Annotated in this window: 24 protein-coding genes and 1 pseudogene; 11 read left to right on the forward strand and 14 right to left on the reverse strand. The window is 58.0% G+C overall.

Annotation, left to right across the window (positions count from 1 at the left end):
* Positions 1-338 precede the first annotated feature (338 nt).
* From nrdF to CWM54_RS13165, 5 genes are all read right to left on the reverse strand, one after another.
* Entirely contained in the window at positions 339-1,301 is a 963-nt protein-coding gene (gene nrdF, locus CWM54_RS13145; RefSeq protein ID WP_100697397.1) for a class 1b ribonucleoside-diphosphate reductase subunit beta, read from the reverse strand.
* Between the two features lie 10 nt (positions 1,302-1,311).
* Complete coding sequence (nrdE, locus tag CWM54_RS13150; RefSeq protein WP_100697399.1) at positions 1,312-3,453, reverse strand: class 1b ribonucleoside-diphosphate reductase subunit alpha; 2,142 nt, start codon at positions 3,451-3,453, stop codon at positions 1,312-1,314.
* Complete coding sequence (gene nrdI, locus CWM54_RS13155; RefSeq protein ID WP_008806136.1) at positions 3,426-3,836, reverse strand: class Ib ribonucleoside-diphosphate reductase assembly flavoprotein NrdI; 411 nt, start codon at positions 3,834-3,836, stop codon at positions 3,426-3,428. The genes nrdE and nrdI overlap by 28 nt, the downstream gene beginning before the upstream one ends.
* Positions 3,833-4,078 (reverse strand): glutaredoxin-like protein NrdH, encoded by a 246-nt coding sequence (gene nrdH, locus CWM54_RS13160; protein ID WP_061153588.1) that lies wholly within the window; start codon positions 4,076-4,078, stop codon positions 3,833-3,835. Before nrdH ends, nrdI begins: the two co-directional genes overlap by 4 nt.
* 183 nt (positions 4,079-4,261) lie before the next feature.
* Positions 4,262-4,693 (reverse strand): carboxymuconolactone decarboxylase family protein, encoded by a 432-nt coding sequence (locus CWM54_RS13165; RefSeq protein ID WP_080897708.1) that lies wholly within the window; start codon positions 4,691-4,693, stop codon positions 4,262-4,264.
* Positions 4,694-4,781: 88 nt separating this feature from the next.
* Here CWM54_RS13165 and CWM54_RS13170 point away from each other — a divergent pair, with 88 nt between their 5' ends.
* Positions 4,782-6,143, forward strand: coding sequence for a PLP-dependent aminotransferase family protein (locus tag CWM54_RS13170; RefSeq protein ID WP_100680840.1), 1,362 nt, complete (start codon positions 4,782-4,784; stop codon positions 6,141-6,143).
* Between the two features lie 118 nt (positions 6,144-6,261).
* Here CWM54_RS13170 and CWM54_RS13175 read toward each other — a convergent pair whose 3' ends face one another.
* The gene (locus CWM54_RS13175) at positions 6,262-6,609 is read right to left on the reverse strand and encodes a DUF883 domain-containing protein (protein WP_002914293.1); all 348 of its coding nucleotides are present in this window, start codon (positions 6,607-6,609) and stop codon (positions 6,262-6,264) included.
* A gap of 149 nt (positions 6,610-6,758) precedes the next feature.
* On the opposite strand from CWM54_RS13175, the gene CWM54_RS13180 reads away from it, so the two are divergent.
* Positions 6,759-7,121 (forward strand): DUF2002 family protein, encoded by a 363-nt coding sequence (locus CWM54_RS13180; RefSeq protein ID WP_008806132.1) that lies wholly within the window; start codon positions 6,759-6,761, stop codon positions 7,119-7,121.
* 76 nt (positions 7,122-7,197) lie between these two features.
* On the opposite strand, the gene alaE is transcribed toward CWM54_RS13180, so the two are convergent.
* Positions 7,198-7,647, reverse strand: a complete 450-nt coding sequence (gene alaE, locus CWM54_RS13185) for an L-alanine exporter AlaE (RefSeq protein ID WP_008806131.1) — start codon at positions 7,645-7,647, stop codon at positions 7,198-7,200.
* Between the two features lie 727 nt (positions 7,648-8,374).
* Here alaE and stpA point away from each other — a divergent pair.
* Complete coding sequence (gene stpA, locus CWM54_RS13195) at positions 8,375-8,776, forward strand: DNA-binding protein StpA (protein WP_012540800.1); 402 nt, start codon at positions 8,375-8,377, stop codon at positions 8,774-8,776.
* A gap of 79 nt (positions 8,777-8,855) precedes the next feature.
* Here stpA and CWM54_RS13200 read toward each other — a convergent pair whose 3' ends face one another.
* The gene (locus CWM54_RS13200; RefSeq protein WP_100675870.1) at positions 8,856-9,035 is read right to left on the reverse strand and encodes a hypothetical protein; all 180 of its coding nucleotides are present in this window, start codon (positions 9,033-9,035) and stop codon (positions 8,856-8,858) included.
* A 204-nt stretch (positions 9,036-9,239) separates the two neighbouring features.
* Between CWM54_RS13200 and lpxO the strand changes: the two genes are divergently transcribed.
* Entirely contained in the window at positions 9,240-10,142 is a 903-nt protein-coding gene (gene lpxO, locus CWM54_RS13205; protein WP_074387797.1) for a lipid A hydroxylase LpxO, read from the forward strand.
* Here lpxO and CWM54_RS13210 read toward each other — a convergent pair.
* The 3 genes and pseudogenes from CWM54_RS13210 to CWM54_RS13220 all read right to left on the reverse strand — a co-directional run bounded on the left by CWM54_RS13210 (position 10,123) and on the right by CWM54_RS13220 (position 11,673).
* A pseudogene (locus CWM54_RS13210) lies at positions 10,123-10,669 on the reverse strand (rhodanese family protein). The gene lpxO and the pseudogene CWM54_RS13210 overlap by 20 nt on opposite strands.
* A 7-nt stretch (positions 10,670-10,676) precedes the next feature.
* Positions 10,677-10,976 carry an ArsR/SmtB family transcription factor gene (locus CWM54_RS13215; RefSeq protein WP_002914277.1) on the reverse strand — a complete coding sequence of 100 codons (300 nt, stop codon included), beginning with the start codon at positions 10,974-10,976 and terminating at the stop codon, positions 10,677-10,679.
* 91 nt (positions 10,977-11,067) lie between these two features.
* Positions 11,068-11,673 (reverse strand): FMN-dependent NADH-azoreductase, encoded by a 606-nt coding sequence (locus CWM54_RS13220; protein ID WP_100680843.1) that lies wholly within the window; start codon positions 11,671-11,673, stop codon positions 11,068-11,070.
* 103 nt (positions 11,674-11,776) lie between these two features.
* On the opposite strand from CWM54_RS13220, the gene CWM54_RS13225 reads away from it, so the two are divergent.
* On the forward strand, positions 11,777-12,694 hold the full coding sequence (locus tag CWM54_RS13225) for a LysR family transcriptional regulator (RefSeq protein ID WP_100680844.1): 918 nt from the start codon (positions 11,777-11,779) through the stop codon (positions 12,692-12,694).
* Positions 12,695-12,753: 59 nt separating this feature from the next.
* A complete protein-coding gene (locus tag CWM54_RS13230) occupies positions 12,754-13,350 on the forward strand; it encodes an undecaprenyl-diphosphatase (protein WP_100697401.1) in 597 nt (198 codons plus the stop codon).
* Positions 13,351-13,352: 2 nt separating this feature from the next.
* On the opposite strand, the gene CWM54_RS13235 is transcribed toward CWM54_RS13230, so the two are convergent.
* Entirely contained in the window at positions 13,353-15,140 is a 1,788-nt protein-coding gene (locus CWM54_RS13235; RefSeq protein ID WP_100680846.1) for a sigma-54-dependent Fis family transcriptional regulator, read from the reverse strand.
* 263 nt (positions 15,141-15,403) lie between these two features.
* Between CWM54_RS13235 and CWM54_RS13240 the strand changes: the two genes are divergently transcribed.
* The 5 genes from CWM54_RS13240 (at position 15,404) to CWM54_RS13260 (ending at position 22,768) form a co-directional block, all read left to right on the forward strand.
* On the forward strand, positions 15,404-16,924 hold the full coding sequence (locus CWM54_RS13240) for an aldehyde dehydrogenase family protein (RefSeq protein WP_100697403.1): 1,521 nt from the start codon (positions 15,404-15,406) through the stop codon (positions 16,922-16,924).
* A gap of 699 nt (positions 16,925-17,623) precedes the next feature.
* The gene (locus CWM54_RS13245; protein WP_008806122.1) at positions 17,624-18,217 is read left to right on the forward strand and encodes a fimbrial protein; all 594 of its coding nucleotides are present in this window, start codon (positions 17,624-17,626) and stop codon (positions 18,215-18,217) included.
* Positions 18,218-18,411: 194 nt separating this feature from the next.
* A complete protein-coding gene (locus CWM54_RS13250; RefSeq protein ID WP_008806121.1) occupies positions 18,412-19,074 on the forward strand; it encodes a molecular chaperone in 663 nt (220 codons plus the stop codon).
* A gap of 78 nt (positions 19,075-19,152) precedes the next feature.
* Positions 19,153-21,666: a fimbria/pilus outer membrane usher protein gene (locus CWM54_RS13255; RefSeq protein ID WP_100697405.1), complete on the forward strand. Its 2,514-nt coding sequence runs from the start codon at positions 19,153-19,155 to the stop codon at positions 21,664-21,666.
* A 7-nt stretch (positions 21,667-21,673) separates the two neighbouring features.
* The gene (locus CWM54_RS13260; protein ID WP_100697407.1) at positions 21,674-22,768 is read left to right on the forward strand and encodes a fimbrial protein; all 1,095 of its coding nucleotides are present in this window, start codon (positions 21,674-21,676) and stop codon (positions 22,766-22,768) included.
* Here CWM54_RS13260 and CWM54_RS13265 read toward each other — a convergent pair.
* Together CWM54_RS13265 and CWM54_RS13270 are read right to left on the reverse strand one after the other, a co-directional pair.
* The gene (locus tag CWM54_RS13265; RefSeq protein WP_100697409.1) at positions 22,765-23,454 is read right to left on the reverse strand and encodes a molecular chaperone; all 690 of its coding nucleotides are present in this window, start codon (positions 23,452-23,454) and stop codon (positions 22,765-22,767) included. The genes CWM54_RS13260 and CWM54_RS13265 overlap by 4 nt on opposite strands.
* Before the next feature lie 36 nt (positions 23,455-23,490).
* The gene (locus tag CWM54_RS13270; protein ID WP_061153605.1) at positions 23,491-24,042 is read right to left on the reverse strand and encodes a fimbrial protein; all 552 of its coding nucleotides are present in this window, start codon (positions 24,040-24,042) and stop codon (positions 23,491-23,493) included.
* Positions 24,043-24,466: the final 424 nt, after the last annotated feature.

Genomic DNA, 24,466 nt, shown 5'->3' on the forward strand with positions numbered 1-24,466 from the left:
TATTTGTTTATTGCGATACGATACCCGATGGTGATTATGATCTTTTTACACCCTAACATACTCAGATTCTGTGACAACCCTCAATGGCAAACTCTCGGCAAAATGGCGTGAGAGACAGAGCGGCGCAGCCCCCGTGATATAAGGGCTGAGCGTCAATTCGTTGTGGGTAATATTTTTTGATTATCTCTGGGTTATTCGACTGAAATGGACCAGTTTTCTGTTAAATATGACGGAGTGATGACGGTTATGCGATGGAGAGAATATTTGGCAGATGAACCCACTTTTCTGCGAAATAGATCACCAGGAACCAGCCCGCCATATTCCTGGTGAAAGTACGGTTAAAAGTCCCAATCGTCGTCGGCGGTTTCTTCCGTTTTGCCTATCACGTACGAGGAGCCGGAGCCGGAGAAAAAGTCGTGGTTTTCATCGGCGTTAGGCGACAGCGCGGCGAGGATCGCCGGGTTAACCGCCGCCATCTCCGCCGGAAACAGCGCTTCATAGCCGAGGTTCATCAGCGCTTTGTTGGCGTTGTAGCACAGGAAAGCGCTGACGTCGTCAAACCAGCCGCTCTCGCCATACAGTTCCCGACTGTAGACCAGCTCGTTGTCGTAAAGATCCATCAGCAGATCGAGGGCGAAATTTTTCAGTTCTTCGCGCTTTCCGGGGCTGACGATCTCCAGTCCTTTCTGATACTTGTAGCCAATGTAATAGCCATGTACCGCTTCATCGCGAATGATCAGACGGATCAGATCCGCGGTATTGGTCAGTTTTCCCCGGCTGGAGAAGTGCATTGGCAGCCAGAAGCCGGAATAGAAGAGAAAGGATTCGAGGAACACGCTGGCGATTTTTTTCTTCAGCGGCTCGTCGGCCTGATAGTAGCCCAGCATCAGCTGCGCTTTACGTTGCAGGGGTTCGCAGCTTTCACTCCATGCGAAGGCGGCATCCACCTCTTTGCTGTGGCACAGCGTGGAAAAAATGGAGCTGTAAGAGCGGGCATGAACCGCTTCCATAAAGCTGATGTTCGACAGTACCGCCTCCTCATGCGGGGTCAGGGCGTCCGCCATCAGCGCCGGGGCGCCGACGGTGTTCTGAATGGTGTCGAGCAGCGTCAGCCCGGTGAAGACGCGAATGGTCAACTGCTGCTCCGCCGCGCTGAGGGTTTGCCAGGCGGGAATGTCGTTTGACAGCGGCACTTTTTCCGGCAGCCAGAAGTTGCTGGTGAGACGATTCCAGACCTCAAGATCTTTGTCGTCATCAATGCGGTTCCAGTTGATAGCGCTGATGCGCGTTAAATGGGTCATCCTGTTCTCCTTACAGTGCGCAGGACACGCAGCCTTCAATTTCAGTGCCTTCCAGCGCCAGCTGGCGCAGACGGATGTAGTAGAGGGTCTTAATGCCTTTCTTCCAGGCGTAGATTTGCGCCTTGTTGATATCGCGGGTGGTGGCGGTATCCGGGAAGAACAGCGTCAACGACAGCCCCTGATCGACGTGGCGCGTCGCCTCGGCGTAGGTGTCAATGATCTTCTGGGGCCCTATCTCGTACGCATCCTGATAAAGGGCCAGATTGTCGTTATTCATAAACGGCGCGGGGTAGTACACCCGCCCGGTTTTCCCCTCTTTGCGGATCTCAATCTTCGAGACGATCGGATGAATGCTGGAGGTGGCATGGTTGATGTACGAGATCGACCCGGTGGGCGGCACCGCCTGCAGATAGCGGTTATAGATGCCATAGCGCATGACATCGTCGCGCAGCTGGCGCCAGCTTTCCCGGTCGGGCAGGGAGATACCGGCGCGGGCGAACAGTGCGCGCACCCGTTCGGTTTTCGGCTGCCACTCCTCCTGCAGATATTTGTCAAAGTACGCCCCGCTGGCGTAGCGCGACTGTTCGAAGCCGGCGAAGCGCTGGCCGCGCTCGCGGGCCAGCAGCATTGAGGTGTGCAGGGCATGCCAGGTCACGGTGTAGAAATAGATATTGGTGAAGTCCAGCCCCTCCGGACTACCGTAGGCAATCCCTTCCCGCGCCAGGTAACCGTGAAGATTCATCTGACCCAGGCCGATGGCGTGGGAGGCCGCATTGCCGGCCGCCACCGAGGGAACCGACTGTATGTCGCTCATATCGGACACCGCGGTCAGGGCGCGCACCGCGGTGGCGATAGTGCGGGCAAAATCCGGCGAGTCCATGGTATGGGCGATGTTCAGCGAGCCGAGGTTACAGGAGATATCTTCTCCGGTATGGGCGTAACTGAGGTTCTCATCATAGGTGGATGGCGTACTGACCTGCAGAATTTCGGAACACAGATTGCTCATGGTGATCCGTCCGGCCACCGGATTGGCACGATTGACGGTATCTTCAAACATGATGTACGGATAGCCGGATTCAAACTGGATCTCCGCCAGGCGCTGGAACAGATCGCGAGCGCGGATCCAGCGCTTGCGGACCCGTTCATCGGCCACCAGCTGCGGATAGAGATCGCCGATGGCGCAGTCGGCGAAGGGTTTACCGTACAGCCGCTCGACGTCATATGGCGAGAACAGAGCCATCTGCGCGTCTTCTTTTGCCAGCTGGAAGGTGATATCGGGGATCACGACCCCCAGCGACAAGGTTTTGATGCGGATTTTCTCATCGGCATTCTCACGCCGGGTATCGAGGAAGCGCAAAATATCGGGATGGTGCGCATGCAGCCAGACCGCTCCAGCCCCCTGGCGGGCGCCAAGCTGGTTGGCATAGGAGAAGGCGTCCTCCAGCATCTTCATCACTGGCACCACCCCGGAGGACTGATTTTCGATGCGCTTGATCGGCGCCCCGGCCTCGCGCAGGTTGGAGAGTAAAAAGGCTACGCCGCCGCCGCGCTTCGACAGCTGCAGCGCCGAGTTAACCGCCCGGCCGATGGACTCCATATTATCTTCAATGCGCAGCAGGAAGCAGGAGATCAGCTCCCCGCGCTGCTGTTTTCCGGCGTTGAGGAAGGTGGGGGTCGCGGGCTGGAAGCGGCCGCTGAGCATCTCTTCCATTAGCTGCCGCGCCTGCTGGTCATCCCCCTGGGCCAGCGTCAGCGCCACCATTACGCAGCGATCGGCAAAATCCTCGAGGTAGTGCTTGCCGTCAAAGGTCTTCAGCGCGTAGCTGGTATAGAACTTCCAGGCGCCGAGGAAGGTCTGAAAGCGAAACGCGGCGCGCCGGGCATGGGCGAACAATGCCAGCACAAACCCGCGGTCATAGCCGGCCAGCACCTGCGGATCGTAATAGCCCTCGCGGACGAGCCAGGTGAGTTTATCGTCCTGGCTGGCAAAGGTGAGGGTGTTGGGCCGGACCTGGGCGGTCATAAAGGCCTCCACCGCCTGGCGATCTTTCTCAAACGGGATGCGGCCCTCGCTGTCGTACAAATTCAGCATCGCGTTGAGGGCGTGAAAATCCGCCGCGGCGGTTATACGTTCTGCGGTTGTCGTTGCCAAAATTCGCTGACTCCTTTACGCACGTTGTCGATATCGTCGGGGGTTCCCATCAGCTCGAAGCGGTAGAGATAGGGCACAGCGCATTTTTGCGCGATGACCTCCCCGGCACGCCCCCAGGCGTCGCCAAAGTTGCGATTGCCAGCGGCAATCACCCCGCGGATCAGCTGGCGGTTATGCACGTCGTTTAAAAAGCGGATCGCCTGACGCGGCACCGCGCCGGCGGTGCCGCCGCCGCCATAGCTGGGAACGATGAGAATATAGGGTTCGTCTACCTGCAGATGTTCACGCTCGTTCAGCGGAATGCGCACCGCCGGCAGCCCCAGGCGCTGCACAAAGCGATGGGTATTCTCCGAACGGCTGGAGAAGTAGACGATGAGGCTCATGCGCTGGCCGCCGTGACGGAGGGGCGCAGGCGGTTGATCATATCCGGGCGGAAGCCGCTCCAGCGCAGGTCACCGGCGATCACCACTGGCAACTGGCGAAACCCCTGCTCGCGCAGGGTGTCGGCGGCATCCGGCTGCTGGTCGACGTTCACCATTTCAAAGGCCAGTCCCCGGCTCTCCATGGCTCGCCGTGTGGCATGGCACTGCACGCAGTCATTTCGAGTGTAAATAATAATGCGCATGATTCGTATTTCCATTTAAGATAACAGCACGGCGCTAAACGCAGCGTCGAACGTTGTGGGTCATTCGATAAGGAAATACTAGATGTAGTTATTTAAAAGTTCAACCACTCAATATATAGCGTTTTTAGTCTGAAGATCCCCCGCCAGGACAATTCGGCGGAGGAGGGGGAAGGCTGTGCGGAACTACAGACGCATGGCGACGGCGAGACGGTTAAAGGCGTTCATCAGGCTGATGGCTAAGGTCAGATCGCTTATCTGACGCGGGGTAAAATGTTCGCGCAGCGGCAGGTAAACGTCATCTTCCGCATGGCTGACGGCAATGTCGGTGACCGACTCGGCCCACGCCAGCGCTGCGCGTTCGGCAGGTGTGAAGTGAGCGCTTACCCGCCAGCCCGCCAGGGCATCCAGTTTGCTTTGTGCCATACCGCCTTTGCGCAGCGCCTGGCTGTGCTTCTCAAGGCAGAAGGCGCAGCCGTTGATCTGCGAGACGCGTAAATAAACTAGCTCCACCAGGGCGCTGCCCAGTTCGCTTTTCTCCAGCGCGATGCTGGCCTGTACCAGCCCTTTATAGACTTCCGGGCTCAGTTCACTGAATGGCTGACGTAATTGGCTCATGGTGTTCTCCTCTCTAAGACGGCAGCCAAAATAGCACTATAATGGACTGCAAAAGATAGCCATATTGTGATGAAAAAAGCAGACCATAATGGAAGCGACCCACCTCCCTCTCTATCAGCGTATTGCCCGCCAGCTGAAATCGGCGATTGAACGTGGCGAACTGACCCCGGGTAGCCGTCTGCCCGCCAGCCGGGTGTTTGCTCAGGAGCAGGGTGTCTCCCGGGCGACTATCGAAAACGCCTGGGGCGAACTGGTCGCCCAGGGGTGGCTCGAGCGGCGTGGGCAGGCGGGGACCTTTGTCAGCGAGCGGCTCAGTCCGCGCCAGCTGGCACCGGTAACGCCAGCGCAATTAGCCGCCTCGACGGACCCGTTGCCCTTTCAGATGGGGCTGCCGGCGCTGGATCTCTTTCCGCGCGGGCTGTGGGCGCGAGTGATGGGGCGTCGGCTGCGGACGCAGTCGCGGTTCGACCTTGCTCCTGGCGATCCTGGCGGCGACCCGCTTCTGCGCCAGGCGATCGTGGACTATCTGCGCCTGTCGCGCAGTATTGACTGCCAGCCGGAGCAGGTGCTGATTACCGGCAACTATACTACCTCCATGGATCTTATCCTGCGTACGCTGGCGCAGCCGGGACAGCATATGTGGATGGAGGATCCCGGGTATCCCTTTATCCGCCCGGTCGTTGAGGCCAGGCAGCTGGTGGTGGATGCGATCCCGGTGGACGACGAAGGAATGAATGTTGGCTGGGGCCTGCGCCATCATCCTCAAGCGCGGTTTGCCCTGCTCACCCCGGCGCACCAGAGTCCACTGGGGGTCGCGCTGTCGCTTCCCCGGCGTCGCCAGCTGCTGGCGTGGGCGACAGCGCGCGACGCATGGATTATTGAGGACGATTACGATAGCGAGTTTCGCTATCACGGCAAACCGCTGCCGCCAGTGAAAAGCCTCGATGCGCCGCAGCGGGTTATCTACGCGGGCACTTTCAGTAAGTCGATGTTTCCGGCGCTGCGCACCGCCTGGCTGGTGGTGCCGACCCCGCTGGTGGCGCGTTTTCATCAGACGGCGGAGCGCCAGCCCTGTACCGTTCCTACTCTGTGGCAGCAGACGCTGGCGGATTTTATCCAGCAGGGACATTTCTGGCGTCATCTGAAAAAAATGCGCGCCAGCTATAGCCAGCGCCGACAGTGGCTGGAGTCGGCCCTGCAGGCGCAGGGCTTTCAGGTCACGCCGCAGCAGGGTGGCATTCAGCTGGTCATGCCGGTCAGCGGCAACGATCGCCTGCTGGCCCGGCAGGCGGTTGAGGCCGGGCTGGCGGTGCAGGCGCTGAGCGACTGGCGTCTTCGCCATGCAGGCGAGGGGGGATTACTGATGAGTTTTACCAATATTCGCTCAGCGGCGATGGCCGACGAACTGGCCCGGCGGCTCAGAGAGGCGATCGCGAACGATGGCGCATAAAAAACCCCTGCGGCCAGAGGCGCGCAGGGGCTGACGCGTATTTGTTATCTTCATTAGATTCCGTGAAGCTCGCGGGCTTCCGCTCGCCAGGCGCGCGCGGAAGCTGACGCTGTCTCTATTATCGACGTAAATTGAGCAATACGCCAATAAATACCCCGACGGCGGCGGCGGCGCCGACGCTGTGCCACGGTTTATTGCGCACGTAGGTATCGGCGCAGCCCAGCGCATCACAGGCTGCCTGACGGGCATCCAACGCCGCCTGTTGCACCCGGTTGTGACCGTTGAGGCGGGCACGGGTCTCTTTTAGCAGCGACTGTGCTTTAACGCGCGCCGCTTCCGCTTCCTCTTTCGCGTCACTGCCCCACGATTTCAGCACCTCTTCCAGCGTATCCGCTAATTGACTGACATCGTTATGGATATCCTCAGCATTCTCGTCAAAATTGTTGCGGTTCACATGGTTAGCCATCGTTATCTCCCTTAATTCCATCGAGTGAGTAAGTGTAGGACAAGATTTTGAATTATGCTTACTGCTGTGGTTTCTGGAATTTTCCGAAAGCACTGCGCTTAACGAATAAGGTAAGGTCAATGTGCGGTAAAAGATAACGAGGAATCAGTATGTATTTAAGACCCGATGAGGTGGCGCGTGTTCTTGAAAAAGCCGGCTTCACCATGGATGTTGTGACGCAAAAAGCGTACGGCTATCGCCGAGGCGATAATTATGTTTATGTGAACCGCGAAGCGCGCATGGGGCGGACAGCGTTAATTATTCATCCAGCGCTAAAAGAGCGTAGCAATATGTTGGCCGAACCGGCCTCAGATATCAAAACCTGCGACCATTATGAACAATTTCCGCTGTATTTAGCCGGAGATGCGCAGCAGCATTATGGTATTCCGCATGGATTTAGCTCACGGATGGCGCTTGAGCGTTTTCTGAATGGACTATTTGGCGAAGCCCAGCCGGCGATGTCGACAAATTAATACGGTGGTTGAGGACCGGGGCGGAGCAGGCTGACGAGAGAGCGACTGGCAGGGCCAGTCGCTGGAATGGCGTCGGTCAGGCTTTCGCCTGCTGGTAAGGGGCCACGCGGAACAGGCGGCGGCAATAGTCGAGGAAGTAACCGTAAGCGGCGCCCATCATCATCGATACTGCCAGGTTTGAGCTCACCGCAGCGACAATCTGGTGCCAGTCTGCACCCACACTCCACAAAATCGCGACATACACTGGCGACTGAAAAGTGACGTAGGCCAGCACGTCGGCCATATTTTTCATCCAGCCGGCCGGGCTAATGCGCCGGGCCTGACGCATCGCAAAGTCGCGATAAAAACCATAGGGCACGGCAATAATAATGTTGACCGGGATTGCCACCAGGCGCGACGATAACGACTGCTCAAACGTCATACCAGAGAGAAAAATTTCGATCATCATGTTGACGACGGTGCAGTAAACCACCATCGCAAAGGTGTCTGCAACCGCATGCCGCAAGCGGGAGTGCGCAGAGAACATCGGAGTGCTCCTCGAAAATGAAGTCAATAACGCCGAAAAATGCGCGTTGGTATAGCGTTTTTGGGCTGCCTGTTTTGATGTGCGTAGAGTATATCTCTGCATTAAAAGTGGCAACTAGCTATAAATTTTTATTTATTGCCTTTTTGTCGATAAAATACTCTGCAATGGTTCATTTTCTGTCCGTTACGCTACTTTTATTCCCATCTCTAATAAAGTTATTATTTTTCAGATGCTTATGGTTTATTTTTCTATCGTCTCTGGTCAGCGAGTTGACGCCTGACTGCCCGCTGTGGAGCAAAATCACGTTAGACTGTGACTGATATCGTGTTTAGAATTTTTTATGCCATTAGTCGCTTTTTTGTGGTGTAAAACTCTTAATCGGTGTGTGTCGTTTTATTCTGAATACCTGATTAACTATTCAGTGTGTCGTGAGGGGCATATCGGCACGGTCACTGATGAACAGAAGGTAAGTCTCTGACCATAAAGATAATATCCTCAATGAGATATATTTTATTGTGCGCTATTGCGCTGTTTTTATTTATTCATTCTCTCTTTTGTGGGTATTGATGAAAAAGGCAAGGCACTTTGCCAATATAGTCATGCGGATAACCACTACTTTCTGCGTAATATATTTTTCTGGATAACCGAAGGCTGGAAATAAATAAGCGTTTCTATTACACTTGCCGCGTTGTATCTTTTAATTGGTTATCTGGGATTTTTTAATTTTATGTCTTTAATGTTACACAAACTGAATAATATCCGTTCACTCCGTGCCCTGTCCCGTGAATTCTCCATTGACGTGCTTGAAGAGATGCTGGAAAAGCTCAGGATCGTCACTGAAGAAAAACGTACGCAACAGCAGCTGGCAGCGCAGCAGCAGGCTGAATATCAGGAAAAAGTGAATACCTGGCTTGAGCTGATGCGCGCCGACGGTATTTCTCCTGACGACCTCGTGGCGGATATTCAGCCGTCGATGGCGGCAGGGAAAAAGCGGCAACCGCGCCCGGCGAAATATCGTTATACCGATCATACTGGCGCAGAAAAAACCTGGACCGGTCAGGGAAGAATGCCGAAGCCGATTGCTCAGGCGGTCGCTCAGGGGAAATCGCTGGACAGTTTTCTCATTTAAAGCCGATCCGGCCAGTGTCATGACGGTGGGGGGAGACCCACCGTTCAGTCTGGCCTTGTGAATCAGCGGGAGGGGGGCTTTAGCAGACGCCGAAGTCGCCTTCTTCCTGATAGGGCGTCACCTCGTCTGACTTCAGCGTATAGCGCTCACCCTGCTCTTGCGCGGCCTGAACCACCACCAGCTGTTCTCCCTGCACTTCAACCACTTTCAGTTTTGGCCCACCCGCACGCGGTTGTACCAGATCGCCGACAGAAAACATCATTCACTCCTCACGGTTAACATCCTGGATGAACCTCAACCATAGCTCAACGGCTGGCCACTGAACACCGGCTGTGTTGTTTTTTGTTAAAACAATTTGGTGGTATATGTATTAGTGTTGTTAATGTTTTGCTGGCGCCAAACCGCTGCTGACAAGGGGGACGGCGAAGGTAGGGTTACCACCGAGTTGGTCAGGAAAGACATTATGAAGTATATCATTCTATTAATTATTGTTATTGCTGTGCTGTACGTCCATTACCGCGGGCGGGTGCGCTATCGTTTCTGGCGACAGCTCTCCGATCATTCAACATTTACTGCTCCGCTGAATGGATTTATGTATTTATTTTCCCGCGTGCCGAATACGCCATATCTGCGCCCGGAGATGTTTCCCGAGCTGGCGATATTGCAGCAGAACTGGCAAGTTATTCGCGACGAAGGGATCCACCTGCAGCAACTGGAGCAGATTAAAGCGGCCGATAAATATAACGATGCCGGATTTAACTCATTTTTTAAAACCGGCTGGAAACGCTTTTATCTGAAATGGTATGAGGATGCCCATCCCTCCGCCAGCCAACTCTGTCCATACACCACCGCGCTGCTGCGCGATATCCCATCGGTGAAAGCGGCCATGTTCGCCACCCTGCCGGACGGCAGCCGTCTGCCGCGCCACCGCGATCCCTACGCGGGTTCGCTGCGCTTTCATCTCGGCCTGGCGACGCCGAACGATGACCGCTGCTTTATTGAGGTGGATGGCCAGCGCTACAGCTGGCGCGATGGGGAAGGGGTGCTGTTTGATGAGACCTATATTCACTATGCGGAAAATACCAGCGGTGAGAATCGGCTGATTCTGTTCTGTGATATTGAACGGCCGATGCGCTACCGCTGGGCGCAACAGGTTAACCACTGGCTGGGACGTCATCTGATGAGCGCCGCCTCGGCGCCCAACGATACCGGCGATCGCATTGGCGGGATTAACCGGGCGTTTCGCTATATCTACCAGATCCGCATTGTCGGCAAGCGGCTGAAAAAATGGAATAAGACGGTCTATTACATCGTTAAATGGCTGCTCTTCGGCGGCATTGCCTGGCTTATCTGGAGTGCGTTTTAACCCTCCTGACGCCGGTTCCAGGGCATGATCGCCAGCAGGCGCGCCATGCCGCAAAAGCCGGTCACCCCGGCAAACGTGAGCCCGGCGCCGACCGCGCCGCTGAGCAGAAAGAAGCCGCTGCTCACGGTATAGCCCAGCAGTACACCGAGTAAAATCAGGACGCCAGCGGCAATTTGTACCTGGCGCATCAGCGGCAGCGGCTGGGATTTATCCTCCTCAACCGGGAACCCCGCGGCCCTCCAGCCCTGAATCCCCCCGGCCAGCAGGCTTGCCTGCGCCGGCGCGGCGGCGGCGGCCAGATGAATCGCGTTATTCTGCGTCCGGGAACCCGCCTGGCAGTGAAAAATGACCGTCTCACCGGCCCGGGCATTGAGGGTCGCACCGTTGGTCAGGCTGGCGAGCGGCACCAGCTCGGCATCGGGAATATGTTCGCGCGCGTATTCATCCGCATCACGGATATCAATCAGTCTGGCACCCTGGGCAATCAGCGCCCGGGCTTCGGCAGGGGTTAAGGTGGCGATAGTCATAGGATCCTCACGGGCAATAGAGCGTTTTCAGCGTGTTGATCACCTGCTGTACCGCAGGGTGGGTGATGAAATAGTGGATACGCTGGGCATCGCGCTCGCTGTCGATCAGCCCCTCGTCACGCATCCGCGCGAGGTGCTGCGAGGTGGCGGAAGGACTCAGGCCGGTGGCGCGGGCCAGTTCACCGGCGCTGGCGCGCGGCGCATCGCACAGCATGCACAGGATCAGCAATCGGTGAGGATTGCTCATGGCTTTCATCAGCGCGGCGGCTTCTCCGGCGCGGGCCTGCAGGTCTTCAGGTGTGGTCATGTATTTTAGCTTTCTCTAAATTTAGATAACTCTAAAATAAAAACATCGCCTGCGCCAGCACTATTTATCCGTGACTCAGGTTATCCGTGACTCAGGCCGGAACGGCGAGCTGGGCAATCTGCGCCCGGGCGCTGGCGATCCCTGCGTCGCGACCATGCGGACGATTATCCAGCCCTTCGGCATAGATAAATTCCACTTCGCCGATCCCCATCAGCCCCAGTACCGCGCGCAGATAAGGCGTGATGGCATCGGTGGTCTCTCCCTGGTGAATACCGCCGCGGCTGCTGACGACCACCGCCCGAACGCCCTCGACCAGCCCTTGCGGCCAGCTGTCGGTGTAGCGAAAGGTTTCCCGCGCCCGCGCCACGAGGTCGAACCATTTCTTCAGATCGGTCGGGACGTTGAGGTTATACATCGGCGCGCCGATCACCAGCAGGTCGCTGGCTTTTAACTCGGCGATAAGCTGGTCGGAGAGCGCAACCGCCGCGCGGATGGCCGGCTGCGGATCCACCGCCCCGCGCAGGGCGGCGAACAGGGGGTGATCCAGCGTTGGCAGCGCCATGGCGCTGAGATCGTGTTCCGTGAGCCGATCGCGGTGTCCCGCCGCCTGGCGCGCCGCGAGAAATTCGTTAATCAGCTGATTGGTCAAGGATGTTTCGCCATTAATGCTGGATTTTAACACCAGAACGTTTGCCATAAGGGATGCCTCAAGTGAAGGATGGAGGCAGAGACTAACACTGTCTTTTTTCTCTCTGGAGTGACATTATTTTCCTCTATTGTATCCCATAAGGAACCAATCTGTGCGCGACGATCTGAACGCGATCCCGGTGTTTGTCACCGTGGTCGAGAGCGGTAACTTTGCCAGCGCGGCGACGATCCTCCACGTGACGCGTTCGGCGGTGGGTAAAACCATTGCCCGGCTGGAAGCGCGCCTCGGCGTGGCGTTATTCCAGCGCACCACCCGTCGGCAACTGCTGACGGAAGAGGGGGAGCAATTCTACCACCAGTGCCGGGAAGCGCTGGCGCGTATCCACGAGGCCGAAGAGGCGCTCCAGCGCGGGAAGGGTGAGGTGCAGGGGCGGCTGCGGATTTCGTTACCGGTGCTGTTTGGTCAGCGCTGCGTGGCGCCGCTGCTGTTCCGCCTGAGCCAGCGCTATCCGTTACTGAAGCTCGAGCTCCACTACAGCGACCGGCAGGTCAATCTGCTGGAGGAGGGGGTTGATCTTGCGGTGCGTATCGGAAACCTGGCCGATACCGGGTCGCTACGGGCGCGGGCGCTGGGGGAGCATGGCATGGTGCTGTGCGCGGCGGCGGATTACCTGCGACGCCAGCCGCCGCCGCAGACCATCGCCGGGCTGAGCGAGCACCGCACCCTCGGCTATCTGCACAACGGCCAACTGCAAAAATGGCAACTGTACGACCCGCAGCAGGGTGAAGTGCGCTTCAGTCCGGAGACGGGGCTGGTACAGGATGATTTTGCCGCCATCGCGGCGGCGGTGCAGCAGGGGATGGGCATCGCCTGGCTACCGGACTGGCTGGTGGCCAAGGGGCTTGCCGATGGGGCGCTACAGCAGGTTCTGGCATCCAGTGCCTGTGCGCGTTTCGCCATCCACGCGGTGTGGCCGGAGGGGCCGTGGTTGCCGCAAAAAACGCGGGTGGCGATCGATGCTCTGCGGGAAGGACTGCGCCTTGCTAAAAGCACACCGTCCAGCGGTTAAGGGTATCTTAAGGCGTCCGGGCGATAATGACAGAAAGATGACGACTGAGAGCTATCGCTATGAACGCCCTGGAAACCCTGAATCAATCTGTTTTTTTCGCGCTTAACGCGCAGCCTGGCGCCGCGGAGAGTCTGCTGTCGCTGGCGCGTATTTGTGCCAGCGGCATCGTGTTTATTATGCCGGCGATCGCGCTCGGTCTGTGGTTTCTCGGTGGTCGCGAGGGGCACCGCCAGGCGCTGTTTATGACCCTGGCCGTGGTCATTTCCCTCGGGCTGGGGATGGTGTGCGGGACGCTCTGGTTCCATCCGCGGCCGTTTATGATCCCCCTCGGTCATACCTGGATAAGCCATCCGGCGGATAATAGCTTCCCCAGCGATCACGGTACGGTGATGTTCAGCGCCGCGTTTGCGCTGCTGTCGCTGCGCCTGCGGGCGCTTGGCCTGCTGGTGCTGCTGGCTGCGCTGCCGGTGGCCTGGTCGCGCATCTATCTTGGGGTACATTTTCCGCTGGATATGGTGGGCGCGGCCCTGGTCTCCATCGGCGGGGTCATCGTGGCGAAGCGGGTCTGGCAGGCGGTCGGCCCACGGCTGGTGTTGCTGTGCGAGGCCGTCAGCCGGCGGATGTTCTCCTGGCTGCCGGCGCGCTTTACGCCGTAGCCTCAGCGACGAGGCCGTCCGGCACGGGCGGCGCGGCGGTACAGCGTGCTGCGGGCGATACCCAGCATCTGTGCCGCCCGGCTGACGTTGCCGTTGACGCTGGCCAGGGTATCGACAATCAACTGCTCGTCATGGGCCTGCAATCCCCCGCGCGGCAGCGGCGCAGGCGCGGTGCGATACGCCTCCGGCAGTGCGTCGGGCGTCAGCGTGTCGCCCTCATCGGCCAGAGCCAGCATCACCTTCAGGACGCTCTGCAGCTGGCGCACGTTTCCCGGCCACGGCAGCTGGCTGAGGTGGCTCAGCAGCGCGCCTGACAGCGTCACCCGGCGTGAAACACCGCCCAGGTCGCGCCACAGCGTGGCGATAAAGGTTTCCAGCGCCGGCCACTCGCGCAGCGGGGGCAGCGCCAGGGCATACTCCCGCAGGCGCCACAGCAGATCTTCACGGAATTCGCCGACGCTGACCCGTTGCGTCAGATTGCGGTGGGTGGCGCAGATCAAGGCGAAATTCACCGGCACGCTGCGGCTGGCGCCCAGCGGGGCCACCTCTTTTTCCTGCAACACCCGCAGGAGCCGCGTCTGCAGCGCCAGCGGCATATCGCCGATCTCATCGAGAAACAGTACCCCGCCCTCAGCCTCGCGGATTTTACCGATATAGCCGTTTTTGCTGGCGCCGGTAAATGCCCCCGGCTGGTAGCCGAAGAGCTCGGATTCGATCAGCGATTCCGGGATGGCCGCGCAGTTGATGGCGACAAATTTGCCGCTGCGCCAGCGGCTGTGCTGATGCAGCGTGCGGCTGACATACTCCTTGCCGCTGCCGGTTTCCCCCTCAATGCATAGCGCAATGCCGGCGTTGAGCAGCCGCAGCAGCTTTTCGCCTTCGCGCGGGCTGGTGAAAGGGAGATGCATGACCGGCGGGGCGCTTACCGCCACCCGGCGGCGGGTGGGCTCCCGCAGGCGATAGTGATAGCGGCCCTGCGGGGTGGTCAGCGGCAGCGGGACGCTGACCGCCCTTTGCGCCAGCGTCGGAAAAAGCGACGCAAAGGTGAGCTGACCAAACTGCGCCGCGCTCAGGCCGAACTCGCGCATCGCCAGTCGGTTGCCGGCGGTGAGGACGTTGTCAGAAAAGACCAGCAGCAGCTCCTCGACGCTGTCGAGCTTGTCCACCTGCCGGTGCAGGCTCATCAGCCACTGCTCCGGATGCAGGCTCTGTTTCACCCACAGATATTCAATCTGCTTTGCCGCCGCCTTCACCCAGCCGAAGGTGTGCTGGTGGGGAAAATCCGCCGGGCCGGAAATATCCAGCACGCCGGCAATGCTTCCGTCCGGCCGCTGGAGCGGCATCGCTGCACAGTACAGATTCTGGTTGCGGGTGAGAAAGTGCTGGCGGCCATCGATTTCGCAGCCGTCGTCAATGACCAGCGCGGTGCCAATGGCATTGGTCCCGCGCCCGCTTTCGCTCCACAGGTTACCGGGGGCCAGCGCGACGCGCTGAGCCTTCAGCATCGCCTGGGTATCGCCGACGGTGTGCAACACCAGGCCGCTGGGGTCGGAGAGGATCACCACCGACTGCAGGTCCGCCACCTGGCGCGACAGCGCCTCCACCATCGGCTGCGCCAGCTGCTGCAGGCTGCGGTGGCTGGCGAGCCGGTCCGCCAGTTCCCCGGCGCGCAGACGGGGAAAATCCTCGGTAGCGGGATCCAGACCATAGCGCTGGCAGCGAGACCACGAATCGCTGAGCAGGGGGTTAGCGTTAACCTCTGGTGCGAGAAGATAGGGATTGCCTGGCACAGGGCACCTCAGGGTCGATGTTGCTGTGTTGCAATATTGTAGCTATTTGGTTTATTTGGTGTTGCGATTTGCGACACATAAGTGGACATCTGTGCGACAGCGCCTGCCCGTCTGGTAAATCAATAATCCTAACCCATTAATAAATAATATAAATTATTGGCAATAAAAAACTGGCATAACCCCTGCAAAGTGAGAAGCGTTCGGCGGCAAGTTTAAATAATCAATATGCCGCTGCGTCTCAACCCTACAGAAGGAGATTTGCGATGCGTTATGCACACCCTGGCCAGCCCGGCGCCCTGGTTTCATTTAAATCCGCTTACGGCAACTTCATTGACGGTAAATTTGTCGAGCCGCTGAGCGGTGAATTCTTTATGAATACCTCCCCGGTCGACGGCAGCAACATTGCGCAGTTTCCCCGCTCGGACGCCAAAGACATTGAGTTCGCCCTCGATGCCGCTCACCGTGCGGCGCCGGCGTGGGGTAAAACATCAGTGCAGCAGCGCTCCAGGCTGCTGCTACAGGTCGCCGATCGTATTGAACAGCACCTTGAGTATCTGGCCGTCGCGGAGAGCTGGGACAACGGGAAACCGATCCGCGAAACCCTGAATGCCGACCTGCCGCTGGCGGTGGACCATTTCCGCTACTTCGCCGGCTGCCTGCGCGCCCAGGAGGGGAGCACCGCCGAGATTGACGAAACGACGGTGGCCTATCATTTCCATGAACCGCTGGGGGTGGTTGGACAGATTATCCCGTGGAACTTCCCGCTGCTGATGGCCGCGTGGAAGCTGGCCCCGGCCCTGGCGGCGGGTAACTGCGTGGTGCTCAAGCCGGCTGAACAGACGCCGCTGAGCATTACCCTGCTGCTGGAGCTGATCGGCGATCTGTTCCCGGCCGGGGTGCTTAACGTGGTACAGGGATTCGGCAAAGAGGCGGGCGAGGCGCTGGCCACCAGCAAGCGTATCGCCAAGCTGGCGTTTACTGGCTCCACGCCGGTCGGCCGGCATATTCTCGCCTGTGCGGCGGAGAATATTATCCCGTGCACTGTCGAGCTGGGAGGAAAATCGCCCAACATCTACTTTGCCGACGTGATGGACGGCGAAGAAGAGTTTATTGAAAAGGCGGTGGAGGGGCTGGTGCTTGGCTTCTTCAACCAGGGTGAGGTCTGTACCTGCCCGTCGCGGGCGCTGATCCATGAATCCATCTATGAACCCTTTATGGCGCTGGTGATGGATAAAGTGGCGCAGATCCGCCGTGGCGATCCGTTAGATACCGACACCATGATCGGCGCGCAGGCTTCCCGCCAACAGTTCGATAAGATCCTCTCCTATATTCAGATTGCCCGCGAAGAGGGCGGGCAAATCCTGACCGGCGGCGAGCGGGCGGTCATCGCCCCGGCGCTGGATAACGGTTTTTATATTCAGCCTACGCTGATTAAAGGCCGCAATGATATGCGCAGCTTCCAGGAGGAGATCTTTGGGCCGGTGATCGGGGTGACCACCTTTAAGGACGAAGCGGAAGCGCTGACCATCGCCAATGAGACCCAGTTTGGCCTTGGCGCCGGGGTTTGGACGCGGGATACCAACCTTGCCTATCGCATGGGCCGCGGGATTAAAGCCGGTCGCGTATGGACCAACTGCTATCATATCTACCCGGCCCATGCGGCGTTCGGCGGCTATAAACAGTCCGGCGTTGGCCGGGAAACACATAAGATGGCGCTGGATGCTTACCAGCAAACCAAAAACCTGTTGGTGAGCTACGGCACCGCGCCACTGGGCCTGTTCTGAGGCATTCCCGCGCGTCTGACCCATCCTCTATCCGCAATCCGTCCGGGTTGCGGATTTTTTTTAACTGCAAAATAACCCTGCTATTTAGTCGACTTTATTGAGCGGCATGACCAACACATTCACACTGCTGATGTAACATCTTTCACTTGAAAATAAAAACGGTTCCACAACAAGAAATTATGCGCAGTGAGGCGGACACTTGGGCTTCATTTATGTAGAAATGATGAATATTAATACCAGGAAAATTCCTAATTTTCCTCTACTACCGATCGGAAGCACGATAAAACAAGACGACTTTTTGGGCGATTACTTTTAAATTTGTTAATGGCTTTGATCTGTTGTTGTTTGAACGTGTTTAATTACCGTTTGTATAGATATGTAAATTAACATTGAAAAGGCATTTCAAAAATAAATTCTATGACGCCGATAATCCTTAACTTATCCGCAACATTGCGTTGGGTTGCCTTTTGGTGGGACCGGTAATATATTTATTTCGCACACCAAAATAACTCTTTGTCTTCTGTTTTTTATTATTAGCGACACTTTGTCGAAATAAAACAGAGTGAGAGGGCGTGTGCCTACTATCCTGCGGAAGGAACGCAATGAACATTTACAGGGAGGAACTAATGAGCAGCTTCGCGATAGCCATGCGCTATTGCCGATGACTGTGCGATATATTCGTTAACGATGAGATAAATAATGAAAACCCAACTTCGTATTATGGCAATTCTCATGGGCGCGCTGGTTTCTGGCGCGGCAATTTCAGGCAATACGCAACCGGCAAGATCGACAATGACCGTTAACCCAGGCGCCAGCGCAGGCACTCAGGGTACCGGTGGGCAGGTAATTTTTAACGGCTCTATTACCGACAGCTCCTGCAACGTCGACAGCGGTTCAACCGGCCAGACCGTGGATCTGGGCAAATGGGCCAGCAGCTATTTTACCGGCACCGGCTCCGAAACCACCAAAACTCCCTTCCATATCAAAGTCAAAGATTGCCCGGCAAGCGTGGCCAAGGTTGCGGTGCTGTTTGACGGCGCGCGCGATCAGTCTGATACCACTCTGCTGGCCACCAATGGCGGCGCCACCGGCGTGGCGATCAAGCTGTATGAAGACGACCAGAACACGGCGGTTAGCCTCGGCAAAGTGTCCAAAGATCACCCGGTCGTCGCGGGCGCCACTGCCGGCACCGGCTCTGCTGACCTCGAGTTTTACGCCGACTATGTCTCTACCGGGGCCGTGGCGGCGGGCGATGCCAACGGTACGGCTAATTTCAATATGATTTATAACTAAGCATATTGCGCGTTATTCAGAGCCAGTCCATTGCGTCTGGATCCATAGCAGTCTGTTGAAATATTAATGGCGAAGCAGTCGCGATATATATTCGTGACGGTATTGTTGTTCCTGCTAATTATCTCAATGGTTACTGGCTCTGTTATTCACAGCTTTATTTTATTGTCTGTTCAACCTTTACCTGATGGTTATTAATGATGAAGAAAATAATTGCCGTTGCGGCTTTTCTGCTGTGCTCCACGGCAGCGCAGGCCGGTATTGTCATGGGGGGAACCCGTGTGATTTATCAGGAAGGGAAGCGTGAAGCCGCTATTTCAGTCACCAATGCCGATACTCACACACCCTATCTGGTGCAGTCGTGGGTGGAAAATTACGCGGAAAATGACAAGAGCAAGGTGCCCTTTATTGTGACCCCACCGCTGTTCCGTCTCGATCCGGAGCAGAATAACGTTCTGCGTATTAACTTTATTGGCGCCTCGCTGCCCGGCGATCGTGAGTCGGTGTTTTGGCTGAACGTCAAAAGTATTTCTCCGACGCCGCAGGGCGAGGTGAATAAGCTGCAGGTCAATATTAAGTCGAAATTCAAAATTTTCTATCGCCCCAACGGTCTGGCAGGCGACCCGGCAAAAGCCTGGCAGCAACTGAAGTTTACCCAGTCCGGCGGTCATCTGACGGTGGCAAACCCCACTCCCTATTTTGTCTCTTTTTACTCCGTCGCGGTGGGCGGGCAGAGCATCGATGAGCCAGGCATGGTGGCTCCGTTCGGCCAGAAAACGTGGCCGGTGAGCGGGCACGGCGCCGTCAAATGGCGGGCGATTAACGACTACGGTGGCGTCAGCGATTTCGCCCAGCAGTAATTCCCTTTTGTGATGACATGACCGGACGGCGCCAGCATGAAAAGAACAACAACAGCGAAGGTGCGGGAGTATGCCGCAATGCCAGTGACCGCAGGACGGGCGCTGGCGCTGGCGACAGTGCCGACGATGATGTTTTGTCTCAGCCCGCTGAACCGGGCGCTGGCCGACGACTATTTTGACCCGGCGGCGCTGGAGTTTGCCGACCCGCAGCAGCAAACCTCCGACCTGCACTACTTCGCCAAACCCGGCGGGCAGCAGCCGGGCACTTACTCTGTCACCGTGGTGGTTAACGATCAGGAGCTGGGTCAGGCTGATATTACGTTTGTTGACGATGGCGGGAAGCTGCAGCCGGTGCTGACGCCCGCTCAGCTGGCGGATTATGGGGTCAACGTCAGCGCCTTTCCCGCCTTTCAAACGCTGCATGAAGGAGAAACCTTCACCCGGATCGAGAAGTTTATTCCCGATGCCAGCAGTCGGTTCACCTTTGCTAACCAGCGCCTGACGCTGAGTATTCCCCAGGCGGCGATGAACGTGCAAAGCCGCGGCTATGTCGATCCCTCGCGCTGGGACGATGGCGTGCCGGCCGCGTTTGTCGATTACTATTTTTCCGGCGCGCAAATAAAGAACGCCGATGACGGGGAGAGCAGCCGCTCAAACTACCTCAATTTACGCAGCGGCGTGAACCTGGGCGCCTGGCGGCTGCGCAACGTCTCCTCAATGCAGTACGACCAGCAGCGCCGGCACTGGGATACCCAGAGCACCTGGCTGCAGCGCGACGTCCGCTCGCTGAAGAGCTTGCTGCGGATCGGCGATACCTACACCACCGGCGATGTGTTTGACAGCATCCCCTTTCGCGGCGTCCAGCTGATGTCTGACGATGAGATGCTTCCGGACAGCCAGCGCGGCTTTGCCCCCACCATCCGCGGCGTGGCGCACAGCAATGCCAAAGTGACCGTCTCTCAGCACGGGTATGTGATCTACGAAACCTTCGTGTCGCCGGGGGCATTTGCCATCAGCGATCTTTACCCCACCTCGCAGAGCGGCGATCTGGAGGTGAAGGTGACCGAGAGCAATGGTTCGGTGCGCACCTTTACTCAGCCCTATTCCGCAGTTCCTTTTATGCTGCGCGAAGGGCGCGGCAAATTCAGCCTTAGCGCCGGGCGCTACCATTCGGGGGCGGATACCGTCCGCTCGCCGGAATTCCTCCAGGGAACCCTGTTCTACGGTCTGTCGGCGGGATTTACCCTCTACGGCGGTACGCAACTGGCGCAGGACTATCAGTCCTGGGCGCTGGGCCTGGGTCGTGGCTTCGGCGAGTTCGGGTCGCTGGGAGGCGACGTGACCCAGGCCGTCACCCGCACACCGTCGGGCAAGCGCTACGCGGGCCATTCGCTGCGCGCCCAGTATCAGAAAGATTTTGTCAGCTCGGGGACCTCATTCAGCCTCGCCAGCTACCGCTACTCCTCCAGCGGCTATTACGATTTTGCCGAAGCCAGCGCGCTGGAAAGCGCGCAGGGGCAGGTGGACAACCGGCGTCGCCGGGAAGAGCTGTCGGTGACACAAAGCCTTGGCGGCCTCGGCAGTCTGGCGATCTCCGCCTGGTCGCAGGATTACTGGCACCGGCAGAGCCGGGATGAGACGGTACACCTCGGGTTCTACAGCGCCTGGAAGGGGATCTCCTGGGGCGTGGGCTATTACTACACCCGCGCCAGCAATCAGGAAAAAAATGACCGTTCCTGGTCATTTAATATCAACATCCCGCTGGGCGGCCCGCTGTCCGACAGCGCGGTAAGCTATAACACCACCTCGGACAGCAATGGCTATACCTCGCAGCAGGTCTCGCTGTATGGCGCGGTGCCGACGCGGCCAAATCTGTTCTATTCGGTCCAGCAGGGCTATGGCAACCAGGGGCGAGGCAGCAACAGCAGCGTCGCGCTGGATTACCACGGCGGCTTCGGCAACGCCCAGCTCGGCTATCGTCATGACGCCGCCAGCAACCAGCTGACCTGGGGAGGCGCCGGCTCGGTGGTCGCGCATCCGCACGGCGTCACCTTCGGCCAGACGGTGGGCGAGAGCTTCGCCATCGTCCGCGCGCCGGGGGCCGCTGGGGTGGCGGTACAAAACGGCAACAATGTGCACACCGACTGGCGCGGCTATGCCGTGGTGCCATCCCTGACCGCCTATCGAAAAAATGTCATTACCCTCGACACAGAGTCGATGGCCGACGATACCGACGTCGATCAGGAGGGGCAGACCGTGATCCCCGGCGGCGGCGCGGTGGTGATGGCCAACTACCGGACCCACATTGGCAACCGGGTGCTGTTTACCCTGCGCAATGCCCAGGGGCCGTTGCCGTTTGGCGCCAGCGCGCGGCTGGTCACGACGGAGGAGGGCAGCAACGCGCCGGGCGGCATGGTGGCCGACGGTGGGCAGGTGTACCTCAGCGGCGTGCCGCAGGAGGGGACCCTGGCGGTGAGCTGGGTCGTTAACAACCAGTCGCAGAGCTGCACGCTGCATTTTCAACTTCCGGATAACCCACAGCAGAGTCTGAATACGGTGAAAACCGTCTCCGGGCTGTGCAAGACACGCTGAGGCGGCTATGAAATCTGTTTTTCGTCTACTTCCTGTTCTCTTTCTGCTGGCGCTGAGTGGTTACCTCCCCGGCGTGCGGGCTGAAACCTGCCGCGCGAATATCGGCCAGACCACGGTCAATATTCCCAATATCAAATATTTACCCACGCTGCCGGTCAATACCCAGATGACCAGCGCGATGGCGGATAACGGCAGCGGGATCCCCTTTTCCTGCGACCTGCAGCTGCCGACGGCGAGCGCCAAACGCATCGTCTATAAGCAACTGAAAACCGGCGGCGCGCCGGTGGTAATTAACGGACAGCACGTCTACCCCAGCGCCATCGACGGCATCGGTTACTCGCTCAGCTTTCAGTGCGCGGGCGGCCCGATGCGCGCTATCGACGGTAGCCACTCCGCGGGCGGCGAGTCGGTGGTGGTGTGCGACAGTGCAATGCTCCCGGCGCTGATGACGCAGCAGCAAACCACGGTCAGGATCGCGGTGACCTTCTATAAAACCGGGACGGTGCAGCTGGCGGACGGGACGCACACCAACTCACCGTCGCTGCCGCTGGTCGGGGAGATGACCATTGAGCAGCAGGCCAGCGGGAGCGCCGGCTATGTCGCCAGCGCGCCGGTCAGTCTCGATATGGCTGCCCTGAACGTGGACATCGGCAGCAGCGGCAGCTGTCAGGTAGCGACGTCGACGATCCAGGTCACTCTGGGCACGGTAAACCGGGCGGAATTTCACGGTAAAGGGAGCACCGGCGGCCAGGCGAAGCGCTTTTCGATTCCGGTGTTCTGCCCGTCGCCGACCGACGTGCGCATCGGCTTTTTCGGCGTCAGCGTGGAGAGCGATACCCTGGCCCTGAGCAAGGCCAGCAACAGCGCCAGCGGCGTCGGCGTGAAGCTGACCTACGGCAATAACCCCGGCGCGGCGGTCTCTGATGGCACCAGCGTTAAGATCAATGAGGCCAGCAACTTGCCGATCCTGAAAAGGGTGACCGGCACGAACGCCGGTACCGCCGAGGCGATCAATTTTAACGCCCAGTATGTGCAGACTGACGCCACGGTGGGGGCGGGCACGGCCAACAGCATGGTGACCTTCGCCCTGGAGTATAACTAACCTGACGCTGGCGCATGGGCATTCTGCAGGGGGATGGGCACCACCGCGCCGTAGTCGTCGATATAGTTCAGCTGGTACAGGCGAGTGCTGTCGGTGGTCATCACGGTATGGCTGCTGTACGGGCGGAGCATCACGTTTCTCATCGGCGAGAGGTGGCCTTTATTATCGATCAGCGTCCCGTTGACCAGGGTGATATGCAGTGGGCCTGAGTTGGTAAAACGCAGGTTATTCCCGCTCTGCTGCCACTGCAGCTTTTGCACCTCTCTGGCGAGGGTGGTGGTGATGGCGGGCGGACGATAAAAGAGCTTCAGGCGGGTACGGACGACAAATTGCAGCGTATGCGTGCCGACGGCTGCGGGAGGCGTCTCCTGGATATTGACCCAGTACACGCTTTCCCGATCGCCGGGCAGCCCGCCGCCGAAATAGATAAAGCGCAGCTGGGCGGATTGTTGCGGCGATAAATAGACCTGCGGCGGCGTCGCCACTATCGGCAGGCCGACGCGCGAGGTATTGAGTCCGGCGTCCAGCCAGATCTGCACTTTATAAGGCGTGCTGCTGCGATTGTGAATGTTCAGGCTGGCGACCTTTTCTTTCCCGGAATAGACCACCCGCGTGGCATTAATGGTGATCCCGGCGCAGGTCTGAAAGGTCACGGCGCAGAGCAGAACCGCCAGCTGTGTTTTCATGAAGACTCCCTTGACGTCTCATCCCTGACCGGGAAGCTATTCCTGCATAATGGTAAATCGGGCCGTTGCGTTGCCGTCGCCGGGATCCACGTGGGCTTTATCCCAGGTGTAATAGAAGGCTTTCAGCCTGAAGGTTCCGGAGCCGCCGTCCACCGGGATCTCTATGCGGGGATCATGTTGCGGATCAAGGCGTTCATCGAGACTGAGCGGGGTGCCCGTGCGGTCGGTGAGCAGAATGCCCACCTTGCTGGCCGTCTTGCCGCTGCCGTCGAGCGCCAGCACGCGGTTTTCAGGCGTGCCGGCAGGCGAGGGGCCGTCAACCACAATGTAGTAAGTGCCTTTCTCACAATCTTTAACGCGAATGTCGATGCCGACCGCCGGCCCGGTGCCAGACTGGCTGTTTTTCAGTCTCGACAGCGGAATAGCGCCCATACTGACGTCGATGACCCCGCTGTCGCTCACCCCTTCGAGCTTGCAGGAGGCGTTCACGACCTTGCCGATGAAATTCAGCTTGCCCTCTGCCGCGAGTACTGAGCTGGCGGCCAGTCCGGCAAAGACCGTCGCCAGACACAGCGTGATTATTTTCATTTTCTTTCCTTCTCTAGTGCCCGTAAAGCCGGCGCCAGGGCCGTTATTTGGTGAGAATTATTTACGCCAGGTATGTTTTTTATTAATTCATCTGACTGACAAATTTATTAATGCCTGGAAATAAACTGGCTTGTTATTTATGGGCTGCTTTTGTCGGGATAGTAGCGTGGGGGAATTGCGACGTAAATAAGACGGTTATTAACGCGAGTTGAATGCTAAATATCTCTCGATAAAATAAATTGCTATTTTAATTCAATAGATTAGAAATAGCCTATTGCTCTTTTTTACCAGGTGTTCGAACCCGCTTCATGGTGGAAAATACGATCGTTCACGTAAGGCTACGCCCGGCGGATGAGAGATCATTCACCGGAGGGGGGCTGTTTTTTATCGCCAGATTTGCGATCGGCAACCGCGCTGCCGGGTT

Origin of the sequence: Klebsiella sp. D-Nf1 (assembly GCF_002810515.1) — a bacterium.
Taxonomy (GTDB): Bacteria; Pseudomonadota; Gammaproteobacteria; order Enterobacterales; family Enterobacteriaceae; genus Klebsiella; species Klebsiella variicola.